This window comes from Nonomuraea sp. NEAU-A123 (assembly GCF_018603905.1).
Taxonomy (GTDB): domain Bacteria; phylum Actinomycetota; class Actinomycetes; order Streptosporangiales; family Streptosporangiaceae; genus Nonomuraea.
The window spans coordinates 109,326-129,837 of record NZ_JAHFZZ010000022.1; the positions used below are offsets into that span (position 1 = coordinate 109,326).

Annotated in this window: 20 protein-coding genes; 14 read left to right on the forward strand and 6 right to left on the reverse strand. The window is 67.9% G+C overall.

Going from position 1 to position 20,512, the window contains the following annotated elements; genetic code table 11:
• Window positions 1–154 precede the first annotated feature (154 nt).
• Genes KLK06_RS45665 through KLK06_RS45675 form a run of 3 tightly spaced genes read left to right on the forward strand, consistent with a single transcriptional unit; the run spans window position 155 to window position 2,668 of the window.
• A complete protein-coding gene (locus KLK06_RS45665; RefSeq protein ID WP_250907031.1) occupies window positions 155–1,096 on the forward strand; it encodes an ATP-binding cassette domain-containing protein in 942 nt (313 codons plus the stop codon).
• A complete protein-coding gene (locus KLK06_RS45670; protein ID WP_214642005.1) occupies window positions 1,093–1,875 on the forward strand; it encodes an ABC-2 family transporter protein in 783 nt (260 codons plus the stop codon). The genes KLK06_RS45665 and KLK06_RS45670 overlap by 4 nt, the downstream gene beginning before the upstream one ends.
• Window positions 1,868–2,668 carry an ABC transporter permease gene (locus KLK06_RS45675; protein ID WP_214642006.1) on the forward strand — a complete coding sequence of 267 codons (801 nt, stop codon included), beginning with the start codon at window positions 1,868–1,870 and terminating at the stop codon, window positions 2,666–2,668. The genes KLK06_RS45670 and KLK06_RS45675 overlap by 8 nt, the downstream gene beginning before the upstream one ends.
• Before the next feature lie 39 nt (window positions 2,669–2,707).
• Here KLK06_RS45675 and KLK06_RS45680 read toward each other — a convergent pair whose 3' ends face one another.
• Window positions 2,708–3,487, reverse strand: coding sequence for a DeoR/GlpR family DNA-binding transcription regulator (locus KLK06_RS45680; protein ID WP_214642007.1), 780 nt, complete (start codon window positions 3,485–3,487; stop codon window positions 2,708–2,710).
• 310 nt (window positions 3,488–3,797) lie between these two features.
• Between KLK06_RS45680 and KLK06_RS45685 the strand changes: the two genes are divergently transcribed.
• The 3 genes from KLK06_RS45685 to KLK06_RS45695 are packed head-to-tail and all read left to right on the forward strand — an operon-like array spanning window position 3,798 to window position 6,491.
• Window positions 3,798–4,454 (forward strand): hypothetical protein, encoded by a 657-nt coding sequence (locus KLK06_RS45685; protein WP_214642008.1) that lies wholly within the window; start codon window positions 3,798–3,800, stop codon window positions 4,452–4,454.
• A complete protein-coding gene (locus KLK06_RS45690; RefSeq protein ID WP_214642009.1) occupies window positions 4,451–5,449 on the forward strand; it encodes a tagatose 1,6-diphosphate aldolase in 999 nt (332 codons plus the stop codon). The genes KLK06_RS45685 and KLK06_RS45690 overlap by 4 nt, the downstream gene beginning before the upstream one ends.
• Before the next feature lie 16 nt (window positions 5,450–5,465).
• A complete protein-coding gene (locus KLK06_RS45695; protein ID WP_214642010.1) occupies window positions 5,466–6,491 on the forward strand; it encodes a class I mannose-6-phosphate isomerase in 1,026 nt (341 codons plus the stop codon).
• 23 nt (window positions 6,492–6,514) lie between these two features.
• On the opposite strand, the gene KLK06_RS45700 is transcribed toward KLK06_RS45695, so the two are convergent.
• Together KLK06_RS45700 and KLK06_RS45705 are read right to left on the reverse strand one after the other, a co-directional pair.
• Complete coding sequence (locus KLK06_RS45700; RefSeq protein ID WP_214642011.1) at window positions 6,515–7,141, reverse strand: PepSY domain-containing protein; 627 nt, start codon at window positions 7,139–7,141, stop codon at window positions 6,515–6,517.
• Between the two features lie 126 nt (window positions 7,142–7,267).
• Complete coding sequence (locus tag KLK06_RS45705; RefSeq protein ID WP_214642012.1) at window positions 7,268–7,894, reverse strand: bifunctional 2-polyprenyl-6-hydroxyphenol methylase/3-demethylubiquinol 3-O-methyltransferase UbiG; 627 nt, start codon at window positions 7,892–7,894, stop codon at window positions 7,268–7,270.
• 90 nt (window positions 7,895–7,984) lie between these two features.
• On the opposite strand from KLK06_RS45705, the gene KLK06_RS45710 reads away from it, so the two are divergent.
• Together KLK06_RS45710 and KLK06_RS45715 are read left to right on the forward strand one after the other, a co-directional pair.
• Complete coding sequence (locus KLK06_RS45710) at window positions 7,985–8,662, forward strand: hypothetical protein (protein WP_214642013.1); 678 nt, start codon at window positions 7,985–7,987, stop codon at window positions 8,660–8,662.
• A gap of 771 nt (window positions 8,663–9,433) precedes the next feature.
• Complete coding sequence (locus KLK06_RS45715) at window positions 9,434–11,452, forward strand: hypothetical protein (protein ID WP_214642014.1); 2,019 nt, start codon at window positions 9,434–9,436, stop codon at window positions 11,450–11,452.
• A 251-nt stretch (window positions 11,453–11,703) separates the two neighbouring features.
• Here the strand turns inward: KLK06_RS45715 and KLK06_RS45720 are convergent, their stop codons facing one another.
• Both KLK06_RS45720 and KLK06_RS45725 read right to left on the reverse strand, forming a co-directional pair.
• Window positions 11,704–12,303 carry a TetR/AcrR family transcriptional regulator gene (locus KLK06_RS45720; RefSeq protein ID WP_214642015.1) on the reverse strand — a complete coding sequence of 200 codons (600 nt, stop codon included), beginning with the start codon at window positions 12,301–12,303 and terminating at the stop codon, window positions 11,704–11,706.
• Window positions 12,273–13,790 (reverse strand): FAD-dependent monooxygenase, encoded by a 1,518-nt coding sequence (locus tag KLK06_RS45725; protein ID WP_214642016.1) that lies wholly within the window; start codon window positions 13,788–13,790, stop codon window positions 12,273–12,275. The genes KLK06_RS45720 and KLK06_RS45725 overlap by 31 nt, the downstream gene beginning before the upstream one ends.
• 584 nt (window positions 13,791–14,374) lie before the next feature.
• Between KLK06_RS45725 and KLK06_RS45730 the strand changes: the two genes are divergently transcribed.
• Genes KLK06_RS45730 through KLK06_RS45755 form a run of 6 tightly spaced genes read left to right on the forward strand, consistent with a single transcriptional unit; the run spans window position 14,375 to window position 19,505 of the window.
• A complete protein-coding gene (locus tag KLK06_RS45730) occupies window positions 14,375–15,541 on the forward strand; it encodes a glycosyltransferase (protein ID WP_214642017.1) in 1,167 nt (388 codons plus the stop codon).
• Window positions 15,538–16,851: an aromatic ring-hydroxylating dioxygenase subunit alpha gene (locus tag KLK06_RS45735; protein WP_214642018.1), complete on the forward strand. Its 1,314-nt coding sequence runs from the start codon at window positions 15,538–15,540 to the stop codon at window positions 16,849–16,851. Before KLK06_RS45730 ends, KLK06_RS45735 begins: the two co-directional genes overlap by 4 nt.
• A gap of 2 nt (window positions 16,852–16,853) precedes the next feature.
• On the forward strand, window positions 16,854–17,366 hold the full coding sequence (locus KLK06_RS45740) for an aromatic-ring-hydroxylating dioxygenase subunit beta (RefSeq protein WP_214642019.1): 513 nt from the start codon (window positions 16,854–16,856) through the stop codon (window positions 17,364–17,366).
• 10 nt (window positions 17,367–17,376) lie between these two features.
• On the forward strand, window positions 17,377–18,582 hold the full coding sequence (locus tag KLK06_RS45745; protein ID WP_284735330.1) for an MFS transporter: 1,206 nt from the start codon (window positions 17,377–17,379) through the stop codon (window positions 18,580–18,582).
• A gap of 3 nt (window positions 18,583–18,585) precedes the next feature.
• Window positions 18,586–18,972: a carboxymuconolactone decarboxylase family protein gene (locus KLK06_RS45750; RefSeq protein WP_214642021.1), complete on the forward strand. Its 387-nt coding sequence runs from the start codon at window positions 18,586–18,588 to the stop codon at window positions 18,970–18,972.
• The gene (locus KLK06_RS45755) at window positions 18,969–19,505 is read left to right on the forward strand and encodes a hypothetical protein (protein WP_214642022.1); all 537 of its coding nucleotides are present in this window, start codon (window positions 18,969–18,971) and stop codon (window positions 19,503–19,505) included. Before KLK06_RS45750 ends, KLK06_RS45755 begins: the two co-directional genes overlap by 4 nt.
• Here the strand turns inward: KLK06_RS45755 and KLK06_RS45760 are convergent.
• Complete coding sequence (locus KLK06_RS45760; protein ID WP_214642023.1) at window positions 19,448–20,104, reverse strand: flavodoxin family protein; 657 nt, start codon at window positions 20,102–20,104, stop codon at window positions 19,448–19,450. The two genes, KLK06_RS45755 and KLK06_RS45760, sit on opposite strands and share 58 nt — an antisense overlap.
• Window positions 20,105–20,512: the final 408 nt, after the last annotated feature.

Sequence of the window (20,512 nt, forward strand, 5' to 3'; positions counted from 1 at the left end):
TCGGCTGGAGCCGCGTTGCGCCTTTCGCCGAGAGGCGACACGCACACCGGTACGCACACGTCAACCGAAGGCCCCGCCAGATCTCTGGCGGGGCCTTCGGTCTGTCTACGGCCAGGGGACCGCCGGAAAGTAGTTGCCACTTCCCATCCGTGGCATGAAGGATGTCGTCATGATCAAGGTCGAGTCACTGACGAAGGTCTTCCGCCGGCCTCGAACCTTCCCCGGCCCCATGGGCGCCCTGCGCACCCTGGTAACCCGCCGCTACGACGAGCGGATCGCCGTCGACGACGTCAGCTTCGAGATCCCCGAAGGCGAGGTCGTCGGCTACCTCGGCCCCAACGGCGCGGGCAAGTCCACCACCGTGAAAATGCTGACCGGCATCCTCACCCCCACCAGCGGCCGGGTAGAGGTGGCCGGCCGGGTGCCGTGGCGAGACAGGAAGGCCAACGCCAAGTCCGTCGGCGTGGTCTTCGGCCAGCGCAGCCAGCTCTGGTGGGACCTCCCGCTGATCGAGTCGTTACGCCTGGTCGGCGACCTGTACGACGTACCCGCCGACCGTTTCACCGCCTCACTGCGCCGCATGCGCGACCTCCTGGGCCTCGACGACTTCCTGGACACCCCGGTCCGCCAGCTCAGCCTCGGCCAGCGGATGCGCGGCGATCTGGCGGCCGCGATGCTGTACGACCCGCCCATCCTGTACCTGGACGAGCCGACCGTCGGCCTCGACGTCCTGGCCAAGCAGGCGGTACGCGAGTTCATCTCCGACACGAACAAGGCGGGACGCACCACGGTCGTCCTGACCACCCACGACCTGGCCGACGTCGAGGCGTTGTGCAAACGCATCATCCTGATCGACAAGGGCCGGGTGCTGTACGACGGCGGCATCGACGCGCTCGTCACCGCCTACGCCCCGCCCCGGCGGCTGGCGATCCACCTGACAGACGGACAGACCCGGACCTTTGACATCGCCGATGGCGCTTCCGTCGCCGAACTGATCGGCCGAATCGCCGCCGAACAGGCCATCCGCGACCTGTCCATCCAGGAACCCGACCTGGAGAGCGTGATCAAGCAGCTCTATGCCGAGAGCTCACGGTGATCCGCCCCCTGATCGGGACCGCCCGCATCGGCCTACGCCTCCAGCTCGCGTACCGCAGCGACGTGATCATGACCGTGCTGACGCTGATCGCGCAGGTCTTCCTGCTGCGCATGGTCTGGACCTCGGTGTACGGCGGGCAGCAGCAGGCCCAGAGCATGACACTCCAGCAACTCCTGGCCTACCTGAGCCTGGCGAACCTACAGGCGTTCGCCACCACGCCGATCATCCCGCGCATCGCCCTGTTCAGGATCCGTACCGGCATGGTGTTCTTCGACCTGTCCCGGCCGACCGGCTACCTGCCGCAGTTGGCCGCCTTCCAGGCCGGGCACACCTTCGGCGGCCTGCTCCTGCTCGCCCCGGCCGTACCCGTGGTCCTGCTGGTCGGCTCGATCACGCCCACCGGACAGCCGCTCGGCTACGCGGCGACGTTGCTGCTCGGCTACGCCATCTCGGTGCTGCTGTCGCTGCTCATCTGCATGATCGGATTCTGGACACTGGAGACGGGGGCGATCGCCCTGCTGTACCGGCTGATCAGCCAGTTCTTCGCGGGAACGCTGGTCCCGCTGTCGTTCTTCCCCGGCGCGCTGGGCGCCCTGGCCGAAGCGCTGCCGTTCAAGTACATGGGGTACGTACCCGCGGCCGTCTACGTAGGCCACCTGTCGGGAGCGGACGCCTGGCGAGCGCTGGCCGTCGAGGTGTCGTGGGTCGCCGGACTCACGGTCCTGCTGTGGGCGGTATGGCAGCGGGCCCACCGCCGGGTGGTGATCAACGGTGGCTGAGCTCACGCGCACCCTGCGCCTGTACTGGCGACTGCAGCGCGCCACCATGCGCGGCGCCCTGCAATACCGGCTCAACGCGGTGATCGGCATCCTGACCGGGGCGGTCTACCAGGGCAGCGGCTTCGCCTTCGTGTGGGTCGTCATGCACACCTTCCCCTCGATGGCCGGGTGGAGCCTGCGGGAGATCGCCTTCCTGTACGGCCTGCGCCTGACCGCCCACGCGCTCTGCATGCTGCCGCTGAGCAGCCTCATCTTCATGGAGTGGCTGGTACGCGAAGGCGAACTGGACCGTGTCCTGCTGCGCCCGCTCAACCCGCTCCTCCAGATCATGACCAAGCGCATGGGTGTCGGCCAGGTCGGCGACCTGCTGACCGGCCTCGTCCTGCTGTTCGTGGCGGCGCCCGCGTGGACCCCGCCCATGGCCGTCCTCTGCCTGCTGGCCATCGCGGGCGGCGCGCTGGTGGAGGCGTCGGTCCACCTGTCGTTGGCGTCGCTGTCCCTGCGCATGCTGGACACCGCTGCCCTGCGCGGGTTCCTGGATGACGTGTTCAGCAAGTTCGGCTCGTACCCGATGAGTGTGTTCGGTGGGGTCACGGAGTGGTTGCTGACGTTCGTGCTGCCGGTCGCCTTTGTGGCGTACGTACCGGCGAGCGTGCTGTTGGGCAGGGCCGCGTCCCTGAACGTGCCGACTTTCGTGGCGTACGGAAGCCCGCTCCTGGGCATCGCCCTGTTCACCCTTGCCTACCGCATCTGGGATCACCAGCTCCGGCACTACCAGAGCGTGGGGAGCTGAACAGCTCTGGCGAACGTAGCCGCCAGGGCTGACCACGCCTCATTCCACCGTGACCAGTTCCACTCCGGCGTCCTTCAACGCCACGGCGAGGTCCTCGGGCGGCGGCGCGTCGGTGACCAGGACCGATACCCGGTCAAGCCCGCAGATGTGGACGAATGCGCTTCTGCCGAACTTCGACGAGTCGGCCACGATGATGACCCGCGTGCCCGCGTCGATCATCTGGCGGATCATCTGAGCCTCGTGCAGGTTGCTGGTGGACAGTCCGCCGGCGGTCGAGATGCCGCCGACACCGATCACGGCGGTGTCGGCGCTGATGCCGGCGGTGTCGGCGAAAGCCACCGGCCCGATGGTGACATTTGACGCGACGCGGCAGCTACCGCCGATGACATAGAGGTCGCGTACGGCTTCCTGCGGGATCTCGGCCGGCAGGCGCAGATTGTTCGTCACCACCGTGAGGTCGCGCTTGCCGGTGAGCGCCCGGGCCACCGCGAGCGTGGTCGTGCCGCCGTTGACGATCAGGGTCTCGCCGCTGGAGATGAGCCGCGCCGCGGCGACGCCGATGGCCTGCTTGGCCGGGTGGTGCACGGCCGTGCGGCTGTCGAAGGGGGTGTCGGCCGTGGCCAGTTCGTCCGTGCGCATCGCGCCACCGTGGGTGCGGGCGATCAGCCGCCGCTCCGCGAGGTGGTCGAGGTCGCGACGGATGGTGTCCATCGACACGGCGAAGCGTTCCGCCAGCTCGGCGACCGTGGCGTGACCGCGTTCGCGAACATGCCTCACGAGTTCGGCGCGACGCTGGCCGGGCAGTGCCGTGTCTTGCATGATCTACTCCTGAGAATGCGACTAATTGCGGTTAGTTCCAGGTTTTTGCAATGTTGTCGTTGACTCCCCCGCGAAACCAAGCATATTATCGCAAATATTGCCGAACCTGCCTAGCTGAACACGGCAGGAACGCGCATCCCGTCATCCCCCCGAAGCACCGTGTTTCGGCCTCCTGCGCCCGAGGAGAAGCGATGACATGCAGCAATTTCCGACCGCTCAGTCAGGTACATCAACGCGGGCTCGTCGTGATCGTGCTGATCTTCCAGGGCCGGATCGTACAAGGCCTGACCGCAGGGGCGGTGAAAGGCTGATGACCCGCGACTGGCGCACCGCGTACGAGCAGGTCTCCACCACCGTCCTGGACAGCGCCCCCGCCGCCCGCCCCCTGCTCGCCGGCTTCAACACCTGCGTCGACCACGCCTACCGGCTGGATCCCCCGGCACTCGACCGTCTGACCGAGGCGGCGCGCGCCGGCCACCGGCCACTCGCCGCCCTCTCGGACGAGGTGCTGCGCCGCATCCGCGACGGCGGCGACGGTGAGGTGTTCGTGCCCGCGCCCCAGTCGCGACCGGCGCTCGACGAACTGCTCGGCCCTCCGGCGGCGCGCCAGGTCGGCGGGACGGGCGCCCAGGCCGCCTGGGTGCCGGCCGTCCTGAACGCGCCCAGCGTGCTCGCCCTCGCCGACCGCAGTGCCGAGCAACTGGCCGTGCTGCACCCCGGCATCGGTCTGTGCGGCGACGGTACGGTGCGGCCCGTGGCCGCCGTCACCGCTCGCGGCGCCCGCGACCTGGCCACGAGCTGGCGGACGGCCGGGTGGCGCGCCGAGTGCGTGCCGACGCCGTACCTGTCGCGCCCCGCCGCCACGATCGGTCTCGGCGACACGTTCGTCGCCGGGGTGCTGCTCGCCGGCTGCCTGCCGGTCAAAGCTGACCTACCTGTTCGCCTATCACCTGGAGGCACTCCATGAATCCACTTATGGATCCCGGCAAGGTCCGTGGCCTGCAGCGCGTCACCAGCGCCGACGGCTTCTTCCTGATCTGTGCCCTCGACCACCTGTCCGACTTCGCCGAACTGCTCGCCTCCGACCCGGCGACCGTCACCTTCGCCGATGTCGTCACCGCCAAGGACGCGGTGGTCCGCGCCTTGGCCCCGTCGATCTCGGCCGTACTGCTCGACCCGCTGTACGCCCTCGGCCATCTCGTGGCCTCCGGCGCGGTGCCGGGGACCATCGGGCTGATGTCGAGCATCGAGGACGAGGACTACCGGCACCCGGACGGCCCGCGCCGTACCCGGCTGCGCGAGAACTGGAGCGCCGCCCGGATCAAGATGGCCGGCGCCGACATGTGCAAGTTGCTGTGGTTCTACCGCCCCGACGGCGATCCAGCCGTCGCCGAGCAGCAGCGGCAGCTCGTGGCCGACCTCGCCGCCGAGTGCGCCCAGCTCAGCCTGCCCCTGGTGGTCGAGCCGATCTGGTACCCGCTGCCGGGCGAGGACCCGACCACAGCCGAATGGAAGGCCGGCCGGGTGCGCGGCATCATCGCCTCCGCCGCGGCCGCCAACAGACTCGGCGTCGACATGCTCAAGGTGGAGTTCCCCGGCTACGTCGACACGGCAGAAGGACGCGAGCAGGCGGCCGCCGCCTGCGCGGAGCTGGACTCGATGGTGAGCGTACCGTGGGTGATCCTGTCCGCCGGGGTGGAATATGCCGACTTCAGGACGCAGGTCGAGATCGCCTGCCAGGCCGGCGCCGCCGGCTACCTCGCCGGCCGGTCGATCTGGCGCGACGCCGTGTCCACCCACGACGCCGAGGCCCGCGACCAGGCCATCGCGGCGGCCAGGGCGCGGCTCGAGGAGCTCAACACCGTGACACGACGGTACGGCCGTTCCTACACCCCGGCCCGGCCACTCGACGAAGTGGTCAAGGAACTGCCCGCCGAGTGGTACCGCACCTGGCACGCCTGATTTGGGAGCGCATTGCATGACCATCTACCCCCTGCCCGCGAACACCCCGCGATCGTTCTACCGCGGCGCCGGACGCATCAGCCGGTTCCGCGGGATCCCATCCGCCGGTGATCCCTACTACCCGGAGGACTGGATCGCCTCGACCACCAGCCGGTACGGGGCGACGCCCGCGGGACTGACCACGCTGCCCGACGGCCGGTCCCTCGCCGAGGCGATCGCCGGCGATCCCCTGTGGTGGCTGGGGGAAGGGCACGTCGCGGAGCATGGCGCCGACCCCGCGATCCTGGTGAAGCTGCTGGACGCGGGCGAACGGCTACCGCTGCACGTACACCCCGATCGGCGATTCGCCGCCACCCATCTGGCCTCGCCCTATGGAAAGACCGAGGCCTGGGTGATCGTCTCGGCCGAGCCGGAGGCGGCGGTGCATCTCGGCTTCGCCCGCGACGTCGAGCCGGACGAACTGGCCCGCTGGGTCGCGGACCAGCGGATCGACCAGATGCTCGACGCCACGAACCGCGTGCCGGTGCGGGCCGGCGACGCCATCGTGTGCCCCGCGGGTCTGCCGCACGCCATCGGGGCCGGGATCCTCATGGTCGAGGTGCAGGAGCCGACCGACTTCTCCGTACTGCTCGAGTGGGAGGGCTTCGCCATCGACGGCCCGGCCAACGGGCACCTGGGACTCGGCTACGACCAGGCGCTCGGCTGTGTCGACAGCAGCGGCGTGGGCGCGGAACGGCTGATCGAGCTACGCCGAACCCGCGGCCCGGCCGACGACGACCGACCCGGGGTCCGCCGCCTCTTCGCCGAGCTCGCCGACGAGTTCTTCGCGGCCGAGAGGCTACGTCCCGATCCCGTCAGCGTGCTGGAGCCGTCGTACTCCGTCGTCACGGTCACCGCCGGCGAGGGGATCATCACGAGCGAACACGGCCCGCCGACCCCGGTCAAGGCCGGAGACACGCTGCTCATCCCGCACGCGGCCGGATGGTGCACTCTGCGCGGCGACACTGCGGCCGTCCGGTGCAAACCATCCCAAAGCCAGTGACCGCGAGCACGAGTTCTGCTCTTCTACCCGTTCTTGGTCACGGCGCCGGTCTTGGCGTCGACCTTGACCCCCTGCCAGGTGCCGTCCGGGGTGGCGACATCGACATCCCAGACAAGGAGATTGTTGTCGTTGTACCTGTCCAGGCTCATGTGAGTGATCTTGCCGTGCACCGCGGAGGACACCTTGTCCACCGCGTCCTTGAAGGTGAGCTCGGCGTCCTTGACGATGGCCATGACCCTGGCCTTCTCCCCTTTGCCGGTGTCTTTGACCCTGGGTCCTGAGACCACCTTTCCGGACTCGTCCACTTCCACCAGCCGCTCCGTGCCATCGGATCCGGCCAGCTGAACCTCCCAGATCTGGCCGCCGTTCTCCGACTGGACCGAGAGAACCGTGGAGCCCTTGACGGCGTCCATGGCCGCGGCGATCGCCTTGTCGAGGCTCGCCGTACCGCCGGGTTCCTGACCCGGCTCGCCGCCGGGGTCACCCGAAGGCCCCGGCGGCGACAAGAGGCCGACGGCGGCGCCCCCCGCGGGCGCCGCTTTACCGGCATTGGACTGAGTGTCGACGCTCCCGCAGGCCGCGACCGCGAGCAGGGCAGAGCTGGCGAAAATAGCGTCGATGATGGTCTTTATCCGTCTTCCAGCCTTCATACTGATGACGCTGCCCGTGACTCTATAAAGGCACGCCCGGAAGTAGGGCAATAGGGTCCTGCACGTCGCCCTTTGAGAGCCCACGTCCTAGGCCTGCTGGACCGGGCATTGGCCATAGCCGCTTGATCACACAGAACGCCGCAGTGTCAGCGACTGAAACCTGCCTTCGCCAGTTCCTACGGCGTGGAAGTCCACGACCTCGAACGACTTACGCGCGTACTCCTGAAGCTGCTCATCGCTGCGGAACGAGAAGAACCGAGGAGGATCATGATCATCCTCTTCGTAGGGGCCTTCCCCCGTCAGGCTGCCCCCACCGTACACACCGAGAAAGAACAGACCACCGCGCTGCATCAGCGTGCAGATCGCATCCATGACCGCCGGAAGGTCACCGTTGGGCACATGCAGCAAACAGTTCAGCGCGTACACCGCGTCGAACGAACCGGGCGCGAAATCGAGACTCAGAAAGTCCATGGCATGAGCTTCAACGCCCTTCTCCCGGCAGAGAGCCACCATGGCAGGCGCCAGATCAACGGCAACAACTTCCAGCCCGTTTTCCTGAAAGTACGCACTGTCCTGGCCCGTTCCAGCGCCAATCTCCAACACCCGCCTGCAACCCCGACGCTTCAGCCGATTCAGGAACACCTCACGCTCAGCCAACTTCCACGGGGCCTTGCCGCTGGCATCACGTCGCTTGGCACTCCCCTCGTACGCCGTTCGGAGAGGGCCGATCACATCGTCGTAGCGCACGCTCATCGCGTCATGATGCCCTACGAGAAATCTTCAACAACAGCCGAGGCGGAAACGATAGTCACACAGAAGCCGCCTTCGCGGATCCGAACCCGTATGCGTAAGAACGAGATCGCCCACAGCCGTCCACGGAGCAAGATCGTGCTGCACGCCGCGCGGCCTACCCTGGGACGCATGTCCGTGCATGAACTACCAGACCCGGCCCTATCCGAACTCTCCGACTTGTGGCGATCCCGTTGGCCCTGCCCGCCTATCGGCTACGAGCTAAGTTTCGACCCAGATTGCTGGGTACGCTTCCACAGCCCGCCGAACTCCAAGCGCTACGCGGAGACGGAGACCGAGCACGAGATGGTTCTCCACCGCTACAACACTGTCCTGACCGAGCTGTTCGCCGGGCAAGAGGTGTACGTCACCACGGTCACCTATGTCATGGACGAAGGCTTCACTGATCCGGCCGCCGCCTTCGACGCCCATGCGCTCAATCCCGGCTCCCGCCCTTGGACCAGAGTCCGCAAAGACGACGAAGACGATCCAGGTTGCACCATGCACGTGCACATCAGCCGACTGCAGTGGAAGCCGGGCATCCTCGACCCACTGCTACAAGCGGTCGCAGACTACAAATGCAGCGGCGTCATCATCATGGACACCGACCTACGCCGCCTCTACGCCCCCTATGACGGCGGCGCTGATGTGAACCTTACTGACAAAGAGGAACGCGACCGGCTGAAGGCCAAGCACGCGGACTGGCTCCCGCGGAATCGACATGGCCGATAACCGATAACGAGCCCTTAATTACAGGGGCAGGGCAGACAGCCGGCCGGCCACACCCCGCCATGCTCAAGGGGTGGCTGCGAAGCGTCGCCTGGCGTCCACCGTCGCCGGCTCCCCTCCTAGGCACGCTTGCCAGCACTCCCTGCACAGACCCGCATGCTCACACCTTGATCACCTCTTACGCCGTCGACTCCCGCGAAGCGGCAGCGGGCCGGCAAGATCGGCTTCGCGTGTGCGCAGTTCCTCGATCAGCCCTCTTTCATCCTCAGACGGCCTGTACGCGGGTGGTTTGAAGGACCTCGATCAGCGACCCGTGCCTGGCAGCCTCATGTGAGCCCCGCGAGAGCCGTGGTATGGCCTCGTACCATGCCACCTTCCCGGCCGATCCGATGGTGACGCTTGCTGTGCCGCGCCCGTCGTCAACGTCGGTGAGCGTCCTCGCTCGCGATGACCTGCCTCGAAAATTGTCGTTGATCTCTGAGATGCTGCGGCAGCGAACACCGCCGGAACGGCCACGCTCTACTGCGCGTTGCCGCCAGACGCGTTCGCTCGGCCCAGGAGCACACCGGTCGCGGAAAGAAGAGTCAACGCATGCGACACGGCGAGGCGCCCCGTGTTGGTGCTGGATCGCGACGAGAGGATCTTGATGATCCTTTGTCAGAAGATTTCCGAGTGCGCTTCGGCACATGTGCTTCAGGCCCTCGTCGCTGACGGCATCGTTGCTCGTTGTCGCGGATGGGTGTTGCAGTTCCTATGCCTAAAGAGGTGATGCGGGTGTTAGAGGGTGTGGACGAGGTGCCGTGGGTGGGGCTCGGGTACTGGTCCGGCGGGCAGGATGTGGTGCCCGATCTGCTGCGGGAGATCGCGGCGGCGCCGTCGGGCACGCGGGTGGAATCGCCGGTGTGGCGGCTGCGGCATGGGCTGTTCAAGGACATCGAGTCCCGCGAGGTGTTCGGCGCGGCCCCGTACCTGGTGCCGTACCTGGTCGAGGTGACCAGGATCGCGCGGCAGCCCCATCGGGGGCTGGTCGTGGACCTGATGGTTGACATCGCGGACGCTCAGCCGCACCGTGACTCGTTCCGGGATCCCGCTGCCGGGCCCGAGCCCGACCACGCGACGCTGGCGCGGGCTGCCATGGTCGGCCGCGTCGACGCGCTCGTGCGGCTGCTGCACGATGTCTCCCCGAAGGTCGTGATGGCGGTGGCACGCCTGCTGGCTTGCCTGCCCGAGGCCGCGCCGAGGAGTCTCCCCGCGTTACGCGCGCGGGCCGAGAAGGGAGCAAGGCCAGCGGGCGATGCCGGAGCGGTGGCCTGCGTGCTGGCCGTGGCGTGGCTGGCGGCGGCCGAACACGCCGAGTGGTTCGCCGTCCTGCTCGATACCGCCGCCGCGCACCGTGACCTGCGAGCGACCGCCGCGGCGGGGCTCGCCCTGGCCGACCCCATAGCGGAACCGGACAGGGACGCGGTGATCAGGCTGATAGCCGACGCACAAGCCGACCCCGATTCGGCGCTTCAACGCATCCGATGGCACGGCGACGGCGTCACGCCCATCAGCTCGGCTCTGCTGCGTGCCGAGCACTGGCAGCGGGCGGTAGCCCGGGACCTGCTGATCCGTCCCGGGCAGCAGGAGATCGACCAGGCCCTTCAAAGTGCGCAGGAGGCGATCCGGCACTGGCGGGCCGCGTCGGCCGAGCTACTGCCGATGGTCGCCGACCGGGTGCCTGACCTGGCATCGGCTGCACCGTCATCACGGCGCAGGCGCAGGCTCGGGCAGCAGGATCCGCTGGTGAACGCGGTCGGACTGATCGCCGACTCCGGGCAGGCCGCCGCGGCATACGCCGACCTGCTGGCCGCGATGCTGACCGGCGACCCCACCGAGCCGTGGCCGGATGTGGCCGTTCCAGCAGTGGAAGGGCTGGCCCGGCTCGGTGACCGGCGTTGCGTTCCGTGGTTTGCCGCTGCCTTCCTTGACGAGTACGGCCATGTCAAGCATCTCAACGTTCGGCAGCTGATTCCGGCCATGGTGGTGCACGCGGACGCGCTGATGCCCGCCCTGCGGACCTTTCTTGGCCCCTCACAGCGGTCCGGCGGCATGACGTTCGGCGACTGCCTGGACGCGCTGGTCTCATGGGGAGCGGCGGCGGCGCCCTTGGTGCCGGCGATCGCCGCCCGCGTGTCCCCGATGTACCTTTCTGTCGCGCTGCCGCTGTTCGGGGCGATCGGTCCGACCGCCGCCGACGTCGAGCCGCAGGTGCGTGCCATGCTCGACGATGAGCAGGACGGGCACGAGGCGGCCTGGGCACTGTGGCGGCTCACCGGCGAGCCAGGGCAAGCCCCGACGCTGCTTGCTGGGCACCTCGCACGTTACGGCGGCCATGCGGCGTGCGACGCCGCTCCGATGCTCGAACAGTTCGGTCCCGCCGCCGCGATCGCCGTCCCGGTGCTGCGCGAGCACTTCCACGACGCTGAGCATGGCCACCTGTACGACCGGGTGGCTATCGCGCGAGCGCTGTGGGCGATCACCGGCGACAGCGAAGGGCTCGTCACACCGCTGCTGGAGGCCATCACAGCCAGGCCGCTGCCCGTATGGGGATTTCGGCGGCCCACCTCCGAGCTGCTCGCGGTTGAGGCGCTGGGCATGATGGGCCCGGCGGCGGCCGAGGCCGTACCGGCGCTGGAATCCATCGCGTACGGCCGGGCCCGCGTGACAGACCGCGACGCCTGGGCCGATGAGCGCTACCAGCACGCCGCCCAGCGCGCACTTGCCTCCATCAAGGAGGCATTGCCATCCTGATCATGGACGGCCCGTGGAGAGCAGTGGCGGATCGTAGGAAGCCCCCGGCCCTGGCTCACCCGCCGATGTTCTCGACCTCGGCTGCGGGACCGGCTCGCTGACGTTGCTCATGTGCCAACACGACCGGGATTGAAATTGTCCCCCGGCATGATCGAACTCGCCACCAGGAAGCTGTCTTCCTCAGGCTTCGAGGTGCCGTTGGTGGTCGGCGACGCAAGCAATCTAGCCGCGGACTTACTCGTCTAGGCGGATCAAGGCTGGTATCCGATGTGGCGCAGGAGGACCTGCAGTCGGTGCTCAACCTGTGCTGCGGTCATGTCCTGATCATGATGGAGAAGGACGGATCCGATGGAGCTGGCCAGGATGTCCTGGATGACGCTCGGATCGGTGTCCGGTGGGAAGCGGCCGGCGTCGATGGCCTGCTGCGCGATCTGCGTCAGGGCATCCAGCCGCGGCTGGAGGTAGCGCCTGGTGTAGGCGGTTACCAGTTGCGGGTAATCCACCGAGGCGCCGATGACTCGCGCCATCAGCGCGCGGAAGCGGGGGCGGCTGAGGAGCTCGGCGACGGACGCGACCAGCTCGTCGATGGACTGCCCGGCCGGGGCCGCCTCCATGTCGGGATTGCGGGCGCGCTCCAGGGCGGCCATCAGCAGGTCCTCTTTGGCTCGCCAGCGCCGGTAGACGGTCAGTTTCGCCACGCCGGCGCGTTGGGCGACCGCTTCGATGCTGGTGCCCGCCGCGCCGCGTTCGATCAACAGGTCCAACGCCGCGTCCAGGATGGCGGCGTCGTTTTCCGGGTCGCGTGGGCGGCCGTGGCGTTCTACGCGGGCCACAGCACCTGGTTCAGCCATGCGGTCAGTTTGTCGGGTGCCGGACGGCCGCGCCAACCGATGTGCCCGTCGGGGCGGATCAGCACCACGTCGTGCGAGTTGGGCTCAACCGGGGTGAGCGCGGTGACCATGTCTGTGCCCAGTTGTGCGGCGGCGGCCTGAGCGTGGCGGTCGGCGATGTGTGGGTCGGCGGCGATCACCACCCAGCGTCCAGAGATCGCGGCGTGGAGTGTGGTCTGGCTGCCGTCGAGGCGTCGGCAGGCGAGGTCGGGCATCCGGTCGCCTGGATGCAGTCCGGGCAGCCACCGGTGCGAGGTGGGGGCGAGCGGCCCGCCCCGGTAGTTGATGCCGAGTTGGGAGGCGGCCAGCCACAGCCGGCGCTGTACGGCGGGCAGGCGGACGGCCGGCAGGACCAGCTTGTCGCGGACCAGACGTTTCCACGGGTTGTGGGGCAACATGATGTCGACCGCGGCGCTGGTGGCGCGCAGGACGTTGCGGGCCAGAGGGCGCCGCTCGCCTTCGTAGGTGTCGAGGAGCCGCTGGTCGGCGTGGCCGCGGGCGACCAGTACCAACTTCCAGGCGAGGTTCTCCGCATCGCCCAGTCCGGTGTTCTGCCCCTGTCCGCCGGTGGGGCTCTGAATGTGCGCAGCATCGCCCGCCAGCAGGATCCGGCCGTGGCGATAGGTGTCGGCGAGCCGGCGGTGGATCCGGAACTCGGAGGCCCAGCGGATTTCGGTGACCGTGTCGAGGCTGACGCCGCTGCGGCGGGAGAACTCGCTCAGCACCCGATCGGTGATCTCGCTTTCGGACAGCTGGTCGGGCAGGTCTGGCGATGGCTCGGTGAAGACCCGCCAGGTGTCGTCCGGCAGCGCGGTGACCGAAAGCATGTTCCCGGCCTCCATCCAGGTCGTGCTGCCGTTCTTGTCGAACGGCCACTGAGCCCGTACGTCGACCATCAGCAGGCGTTCGAGGAGTTTGCGGCCGGGAAAGCCGATTCCGGCGAGTTTGCGTACCGTGCTGTGTGCACCGTCGCAGCCGATTAACCACTGGCCCTCGATCTGTTGCTCGGCGCCGTCGGCTGTCTGGACGGTGACGGTGACGCTCGTGGCCTCCTGTCGGGCTGCCGCCAGCCGGGTCCCCCACTCCACCGTGCCGCCCAGTTCGGCCAGCCGCTGCCGCAACACACCTTCGACTTCGGCCTGCGAGATCAGCAGCGCCTGTTTCGGCTGGTCCGCAACGGCCTGGCCGACGTGGAGGCGCAGCACGGTGCGCGATCCTTCGTTGTAGGACATGTTGAGGGAGGACTGGGAGCGTTCGGGCAGGTCGCCGAGCGCACCGATCCGCTCCAGCACCTCCACGCCGCGTGGTTGCAGGCCAAGAGCCCGGGAGGTGGTGGCGGGGCCGCTGGCGGCGTCGATGACGCGAACGGGGACGTCGTGCAGTGCCAGATGAATGGCCAGGGCGAGCCCCGTGGGGCCGGCTCCTGCGATGAGTACAGTGTCAGTCACTTAGTAAACGATACGGTACCGATTACTAAATGGCCATCAGGGGCTCGTGTGAACAAGGTCAGCCCAGAGACCTGCAAGGCTCTCGACCAACTCAACGACGACCAAGATCGTTAGGCCCGGTTGCCGTACTTCGCTGCAGCGGTGCATACGGCGTCGCCAACATGCCCGCCGTCGCCCGAGAGCGACTGCTGGACACTACGTTGCGCCCTTACCCGGGTACGTCCAAGGTGTCGCGGTGATGACCGCTGAGCGGCACGCCACTGGGCAGATCACTATGCGACGTCCGCCTACGAGCCCCGTGTCCATGCACTCGATGGACTCCTCGAACTTTCTTCTTGATCTGCTTGGCGATGTCCGCGATGGTGGGAATGCGTAGAGCCTCTTAGCAGTATCTGGACGTCGACGGTCCCTTTCGCCTGCCGGGCGTTCTCGCCTGCCCGGGGGCGGAGTTCTGCCGTTCGTGCGTCGCCGTCTCGACTCGTTTCTGAAGGCAGAGGGGGTGTCGCGGTCGTGGCTGCTGTGGTGCATCCAGAGCCAGATCTTGAGTCGGCCTGGTCGTCTTCTTTCGATGGATCGGAGATCTGATGCGCGTCGCCCTCCTCACCACGACTCAGCATGGTCACCTGAACCCGTATGTTCCGGTGGTCAATGCGCTCCGAACCGCCGGCAGTGAGGTTGCGCTGCTGCTGTTGTCCGCGGACGGTGGCGCGCTCGGCGAGCAGCGTCGCCAGGCCTTGGGCAAGGCGCAGGTCCACGCGATCGGGCAGGTCGAGATGGCGCCGTGGAGCGGCGACCCGGCGAAGATCGGCCCGATGCTCCAGTCGTCGCCGGTGGCAGACCAGACAGCTGACGCGCTCCGTGCGACAGCGCCGGACTTCGTGCTCGTCGATTCGCTGCCGGTCACGGCGTCGGCGATGGTCGGCGCACAGGCGTCCGGCGTGCCGTACGGGATGATCTGGGCCAATCTGGGTGGAGTATGCCCGAGCGAGCATCGACGAGGTCGCTGGCCGTACGACGAGCAGGTTGGCGACTATCTGACCAGGCACGGGGTGTTGTGGTCGACCCGGACTCATTCGGCGCGTTCGCCGATTCTCAATTTGATGCCGACGATTCCTGCTCTCGTCGGGGACGACGCGGTCACCGACGACGGTGTGCAGCTGGTCGGGTTGCCGGGTGCGGCGGGGACCCGCGGCGACGAGGTCGCCTTCTCGGGCCTGGATCGGATCGACCCCGACCGCCCGGTGGTGTACGTCTCCTTCGGCACGATCTTCTACCGGCGGCCGGACCTGCTGCGCACGGTGATCACCGGGGCGGCGGCGACCGGTGCACAGGTGATCGCTGCGGTAGGAGATCTCGCCGAGGAGCTCGCGCTGCCCGACGACGTGCTTACCGCCCCGTATCTGCCGCAACGTGAGGTGCTCGAGCGCGCCGACGTGTTCATCACCCATGGCGGATACAACTCCGTGGCGGAGTCGATCCGGGCGGCGACACCGATGCTGGTGATCCCGCTGGCTGTGGATCAGCCTGTCCAGGCGTACTTCGTGGGTAGCGCGGGCTTCGGGACGGCATTGGAGCCGGCCGGCGTCACCGAGCAGGCGGTCGCTGACGCTGTCACCGATCTGCTCGATCCCGCCCGGGACTACCGGGCCCGGCTGCGCGCTGCGCAGCCGGGGTGCGGCGATTCGGCCGTGCGCACGGCCGAGCTGGTCATCAGCACGGTCGAGACGCTACAGCGAAAGGGGGAGCAGTGACGATCGAACTGCAGCGGCCGGTGGGCGACCCGATCGTGATCGATGATCTTGAGCGCCTCTCGTTCCGGGTGGATCGCCGCGCCTACACCGACGACGACCTGGCCGCACGGGAGATGACCAGGATCTTCGATCGCTGCTGGTTGTACGTCGGGCACGAATCGGAAGTGCCCGGGCCGGGCTCCTACGTGGCACGCGACGTCGGCGGGCGCCCGGTGGTCATGGCGCGCGGGTCCGACGGGATGATCCGGGTGTTTGCGAACAGCTGCACTCACCGCGGGGCTCTGATCTGCTCGCAGCCGGCCGGGCAGACCAGATCGTTCCGGTGCCCGTATCACGACTGGACGTTCTCCAACCAGGGCGACCTGGTCGGGGTCCCGATCCCGGACGGGTACGGGCCAGGCTTTCGGAAGGCGGACTTCGGCCTGGCGCAGCACCGTAGTGACAGTTACCGCGGTTTCGTGTTCGTCACCTTCGATCCGGAGCAGCCGCGCACCTTGACCGAGTACCTGGCGGGTGCGACGGAGTACCTCGATCTGATCGACGACCAGTCCGAGGTCGGGATGGAGGTGATCCAAGGTGCGCAACTCCACGGGGCTCGGGCCAACTGGAAGCTCATGATGGAGAACAGCGTCGACATCTACCACTTCCGGGCCCTGCACAAGCGTTACGTCGGCTACATGGAGTCGCTGGGGTCGGTGCCGCCACGACGACGAGGCGGCTTCGGCTGCGCCCTCGGACTGGGGCATGGAGCCAACGAGCTGCCACCGGCGGCAGCCCGCCCGCTCGCCTACTGGACGCCGATGTTCGGCGCCGAGGTCCGGCCGCGGATCGAGGCGACGGCCGCACGGTTCGTCGACCGGTTCGGCGCCGAACGCGCCGAACGGATCACCGGCACCAATCGTGCGGTGCTGATCTTCCCCAACTTGATGATCATCGACGCGATCGCGATCACGATCCGCAAGATCGACCCGATCGGCGCCGGCCAGATGGCCATCACCTCGGTCGCCCTGGCCCCCAAGGACGAGGATCCGGACATCCGGGAACTCCGCAAGAGTCACTACCTGACGTTCCTCGGCCCCGCCGGCTTCGCCACTCCCGACGACATCGAGATCGTCGAGTCGTGCCAGCGGGGTTATCTCAACCGCGCAGTCCGCTACTCGGATCTGTCACGCGGTATGAACAAAGAGGTCCCGGAGACGACCGACGAGCTTCCCGCCCGCGAGTTCTGGCGGCAGTGGGACCGGCTGATGCACGGCGACGACGGTCACCTCGAGGTCGCTCACCGGGCCGAGATGCAAGGGGCAGAATGACGATGACCATCGAACTGACGGTCGACGAAGCGGCCCAGGTGCGGTTGTGGCACCGGGTGAGCCAGTTCCTTTTCCGTGAGGCGCGGCTGCTCGACGAGTGGCGCCTGCTCGAGTGGTACGACGAGATGCTGACCGACGACATCCGCTACTCGGTGCCGGCCACCGACGTCCGCGGCGAGACGGCCGATGCGCTCGGGCTCATCGACGACGATGCTGCCCGGCTACGCCAGCGGATCGAACAACTCCTCAACGGTGAGGTGTGGTGCGAGAACCCTCGTTCGCGGACGAATCGGATGATCAGCAACGTGGAGATCCTGACCGATCGGGGCACGCACCTCGACGTGGCGGCGAATGTCATCGTGTACCGGTTCGGGCACGGGCGCTCTGACGCCTACGTCGGAAAATGCCGGTTCGAGCTCGTCGTCGAGGGCGAGTCGTTCCGGGTCCGGAGACGGGTTGTGGTGCTCGACCACGAGACGTTGTACGAGCACGGCAAGCTCAGCATCATCCTGTGATGGGACAGTGATGGCGGCCGGCCCTGGCAGCGTCCCACCCCTTGCCGCCGCCCAGCCGAGTCTCCCTCGCGAGGTCTACGTCCTCAGTGTCGTTGGTGGCTGCGTCATGCTGGGCCTGGGACTGGTGCTCCCGGTGCTCCCGGTGTACGCGGCGACGTTCGGGGCCGGGCCCACCCAGATCGGAGCGCTCGTCGCCCTGTTCGCGTTGATGCGGCTGGCCACCAGTCCGTTCTGCGGCCGGCTCGGAGTCCGTTTCGGGGAGCGGCGAGTCCTGGTCGCCGGCCTGCTGCTATGTGCGGTTTCCTCGGCCCTGACGGCGTTCGCCGGGTCCTATGGGCAGCTGCTCGTGTTCCGCAGCCTCGGCGGCGTCGGCTCAGTGCTGTTCTCGGTGTCCGCACTGGCGACACTCCTGGCGATCGCGCCGGCCGACCAGCGCGGCCGGGCCAGCGCCGTGTTCGAAGCAGGCTTCCTGCTCGGCGGAATCTGCGGACCAGCACTGGGCGGGCTCCTCGCTCTCATCGCCCTGTCGGCGCCGTTCGTGGCGTACGCCGTGCTGTTGCTGGCCGCCGCGGTACTGACACTGGCGGTGCTCCGCACCGGCCGAACTGCCGGCGCAGAGCCTGGCCGTGACGTGGTCCGGCTACCGGTCCTGCTGCGGGATCGACGCTACTTGGTGGCTTGCCTCGCGGCGTTGGCGCAGGGATGGGTCTTGTTCGGGCTGCGCAGCGCACTGGTCCCCACGGTGGTTGTGGCGTGGCGACATGACGTGACGTGGGTCGGGTGGGCGTTCACGATATCGGCCGTCGTTCAGGCGCTGCTGATCATGCCGGCCGGCTGGGTTGTCGATCGGGCCGGCCGCCGGCCCGCCATGATCGCCGGCACCGGTGTGGCCGCGGCGGCGATCACAGCCTTGGTGTTCGTGGACAGGTACGCCTGGCTCGTCGTCCTGCTCAGTGTGTACGCGGCGGGATCAGCGCTGCTCAACGCCGCACCGGCCGCGCTGATCGGTGACGTCGTCGCCGGCCGGGCCGGCAGTGGCGTCGCCGTCTTCTCGATGTGCACCGATGTCGGCGCCGTAGTCGGACCGGTCGTCGTTGGGCTCATCGCCGAGCGGGTGAGTGTTCCGGCCGCCTTCGGCAGCGGCGCCGCGCTGCTGGTCGTCGCCTTCGTGGCGTCGTGGACGTTGACAACTGTTCGGCCAACACAAAGGAGTTGATCGATGAATCAGCCGTCTGCCCGACATGAGCGGGGTGAGGCCATGTTCCAGAAGGTCTTCGGCCGCGAGCCGCGCCCGGGTTCCTACCCGGAGTTCCTGCAGATCACCGTCGACCACTTGTTCGGTGAGATCTGGACCCGCCCGCACCTGAGCGTCGAGGAGCGCGAACTGGTCGCGCTGACCGCGGTCACGCTGGCGCGGACCGATTGGGAGTTACGCGGCCACATCGGTGCCGCCCTGCACCTCGGGATGTCGCGAGAGAAGATCGTCGAAGTCATCATTCAGCTCGCCTACTACGGTGGCTGGCCGGTCGCCAACAACGGGCTGCGCGTCGCCCAGGAGGTCTTCGCCGAGCTGGACGACGCCACCGGGAGGGGCGCCGGACCATGACCAGTGAACCGTCTCCCCTCGACCCGGCCGAGAAGGTCGACCTGTGGCGCCAGCGGTTCTTCGAGGCCCAGGCGGCCGCGGAGGAGTTCATCCTGGGAGAGCACGGCGAAGAAGGCCTGGCTGCGTGGATCCAGGCGAACTCCCGCATCACCGCGGAGCTACTGCGAGCGCAACGGCCCGCCGGGGTATCCGCCACCGATCACTTCATGACCCGGCTGCAGCGTCAGCTGTTGCTGTACGACTCGGCAGTGACCAGTGAGCCCCAGCCCTCAGGCACCGTCCTGCGCAACGCCGACTGTGGGATCCTCCGGTACCGCAAACAGGCCGCCCGCGCCGGCGTCGTGCTGACGTTCTCGTCACCGTGCCCGTACTGCCAGGAACTCAACACCGCCATCGCCGCCCGCTACGTGGAACCGGACGTCACGGTGTCGTGCGAACAGGCGGGCGACGGGTGCACCTGGCGCGCGGAATCTCCTCACGCTCCAGGAGAGGACGCGGCCGGGTCACCGCACCGCGGACGAGCCGGTGATTGAACCAACGGCAGTGCCGTGCGGTCGTTGGCCGGCGACCGGCTGCCGTCGAGCGTCATGCCGAGTTGCCGGCCCACGGCCACACACAGGTCGATCGCCGCGGTGCGGGTCAGGTCCTGGTGATCGTTCTGGGTGAAGCACGCCGACGCCACATTCTTGTTCCGTAGGCGCAGGTACCACGGGAACAACGATCCCAGCGCAGGCTCGGTCAGCATCGTGCGCGAATGCACGATCGTCCCCACCAGCAGGTTGCCGAACGGGCGTTGCCTGGCGTTCATGAAGCTCTTCAAGCGTTCCTGGAAGATCTTCAGCACCGCGGGTACGTTCCCCGCGTACACCGGCATGGCGAGCAGCATCGCCTGCGCACCCTCGGCCAGATCGACGACATGCTCGAAGTCGTCGTCGAGCGTGCACCGGCCCACCTCGGGATCAAGGCAGGTGTCCTCGCCTTCGCACATCGCGATGCGATGGTCGATCAACCGAATCCGCTGGATCTCCGCGTCACTGACCTCCTGGACGACGCCGGTGATCGCCGCCTCGAGCAGCGCGTCGGTCAGCGACGGGAGACGCTTCTGCGTGCAGGATAACGCAACGATCTTCATCCGAAGGGTCTCCCCTGTCCGCTCAGCGCCACCCGAGACCGGCCACCTGACGAAGTCCCCGTGGCCGCACCCTGAGGCAGCCTCAACCTACCCACAATTGAGCACCACCGAAACGGGTATCGAAAAACCACGAGCAGGCGCCCTCACCGCGGTCGGGCTGTGACGCCGCACTTTGTCGCTCGTGTCAGGTGTCGGTGCAGGAGTCGAGCATGTGCCTGGAGTGGCGGACGTAGCCAACGGATGTGGTCGTCCGAGGTAGTCGCCGGTGGTGGCGAGGTCGCGCGCGGCGGCGACCAGGCAGTCGGGGCCGGTCTGGGTCTTGCCGTCGTCGACACGTCCGACGTCACCGCCCGCGAGCTGGCGGGCCGTACGCGGTCAGCCCGGTGCGCCTGTTAGCAAAAGGCCCCC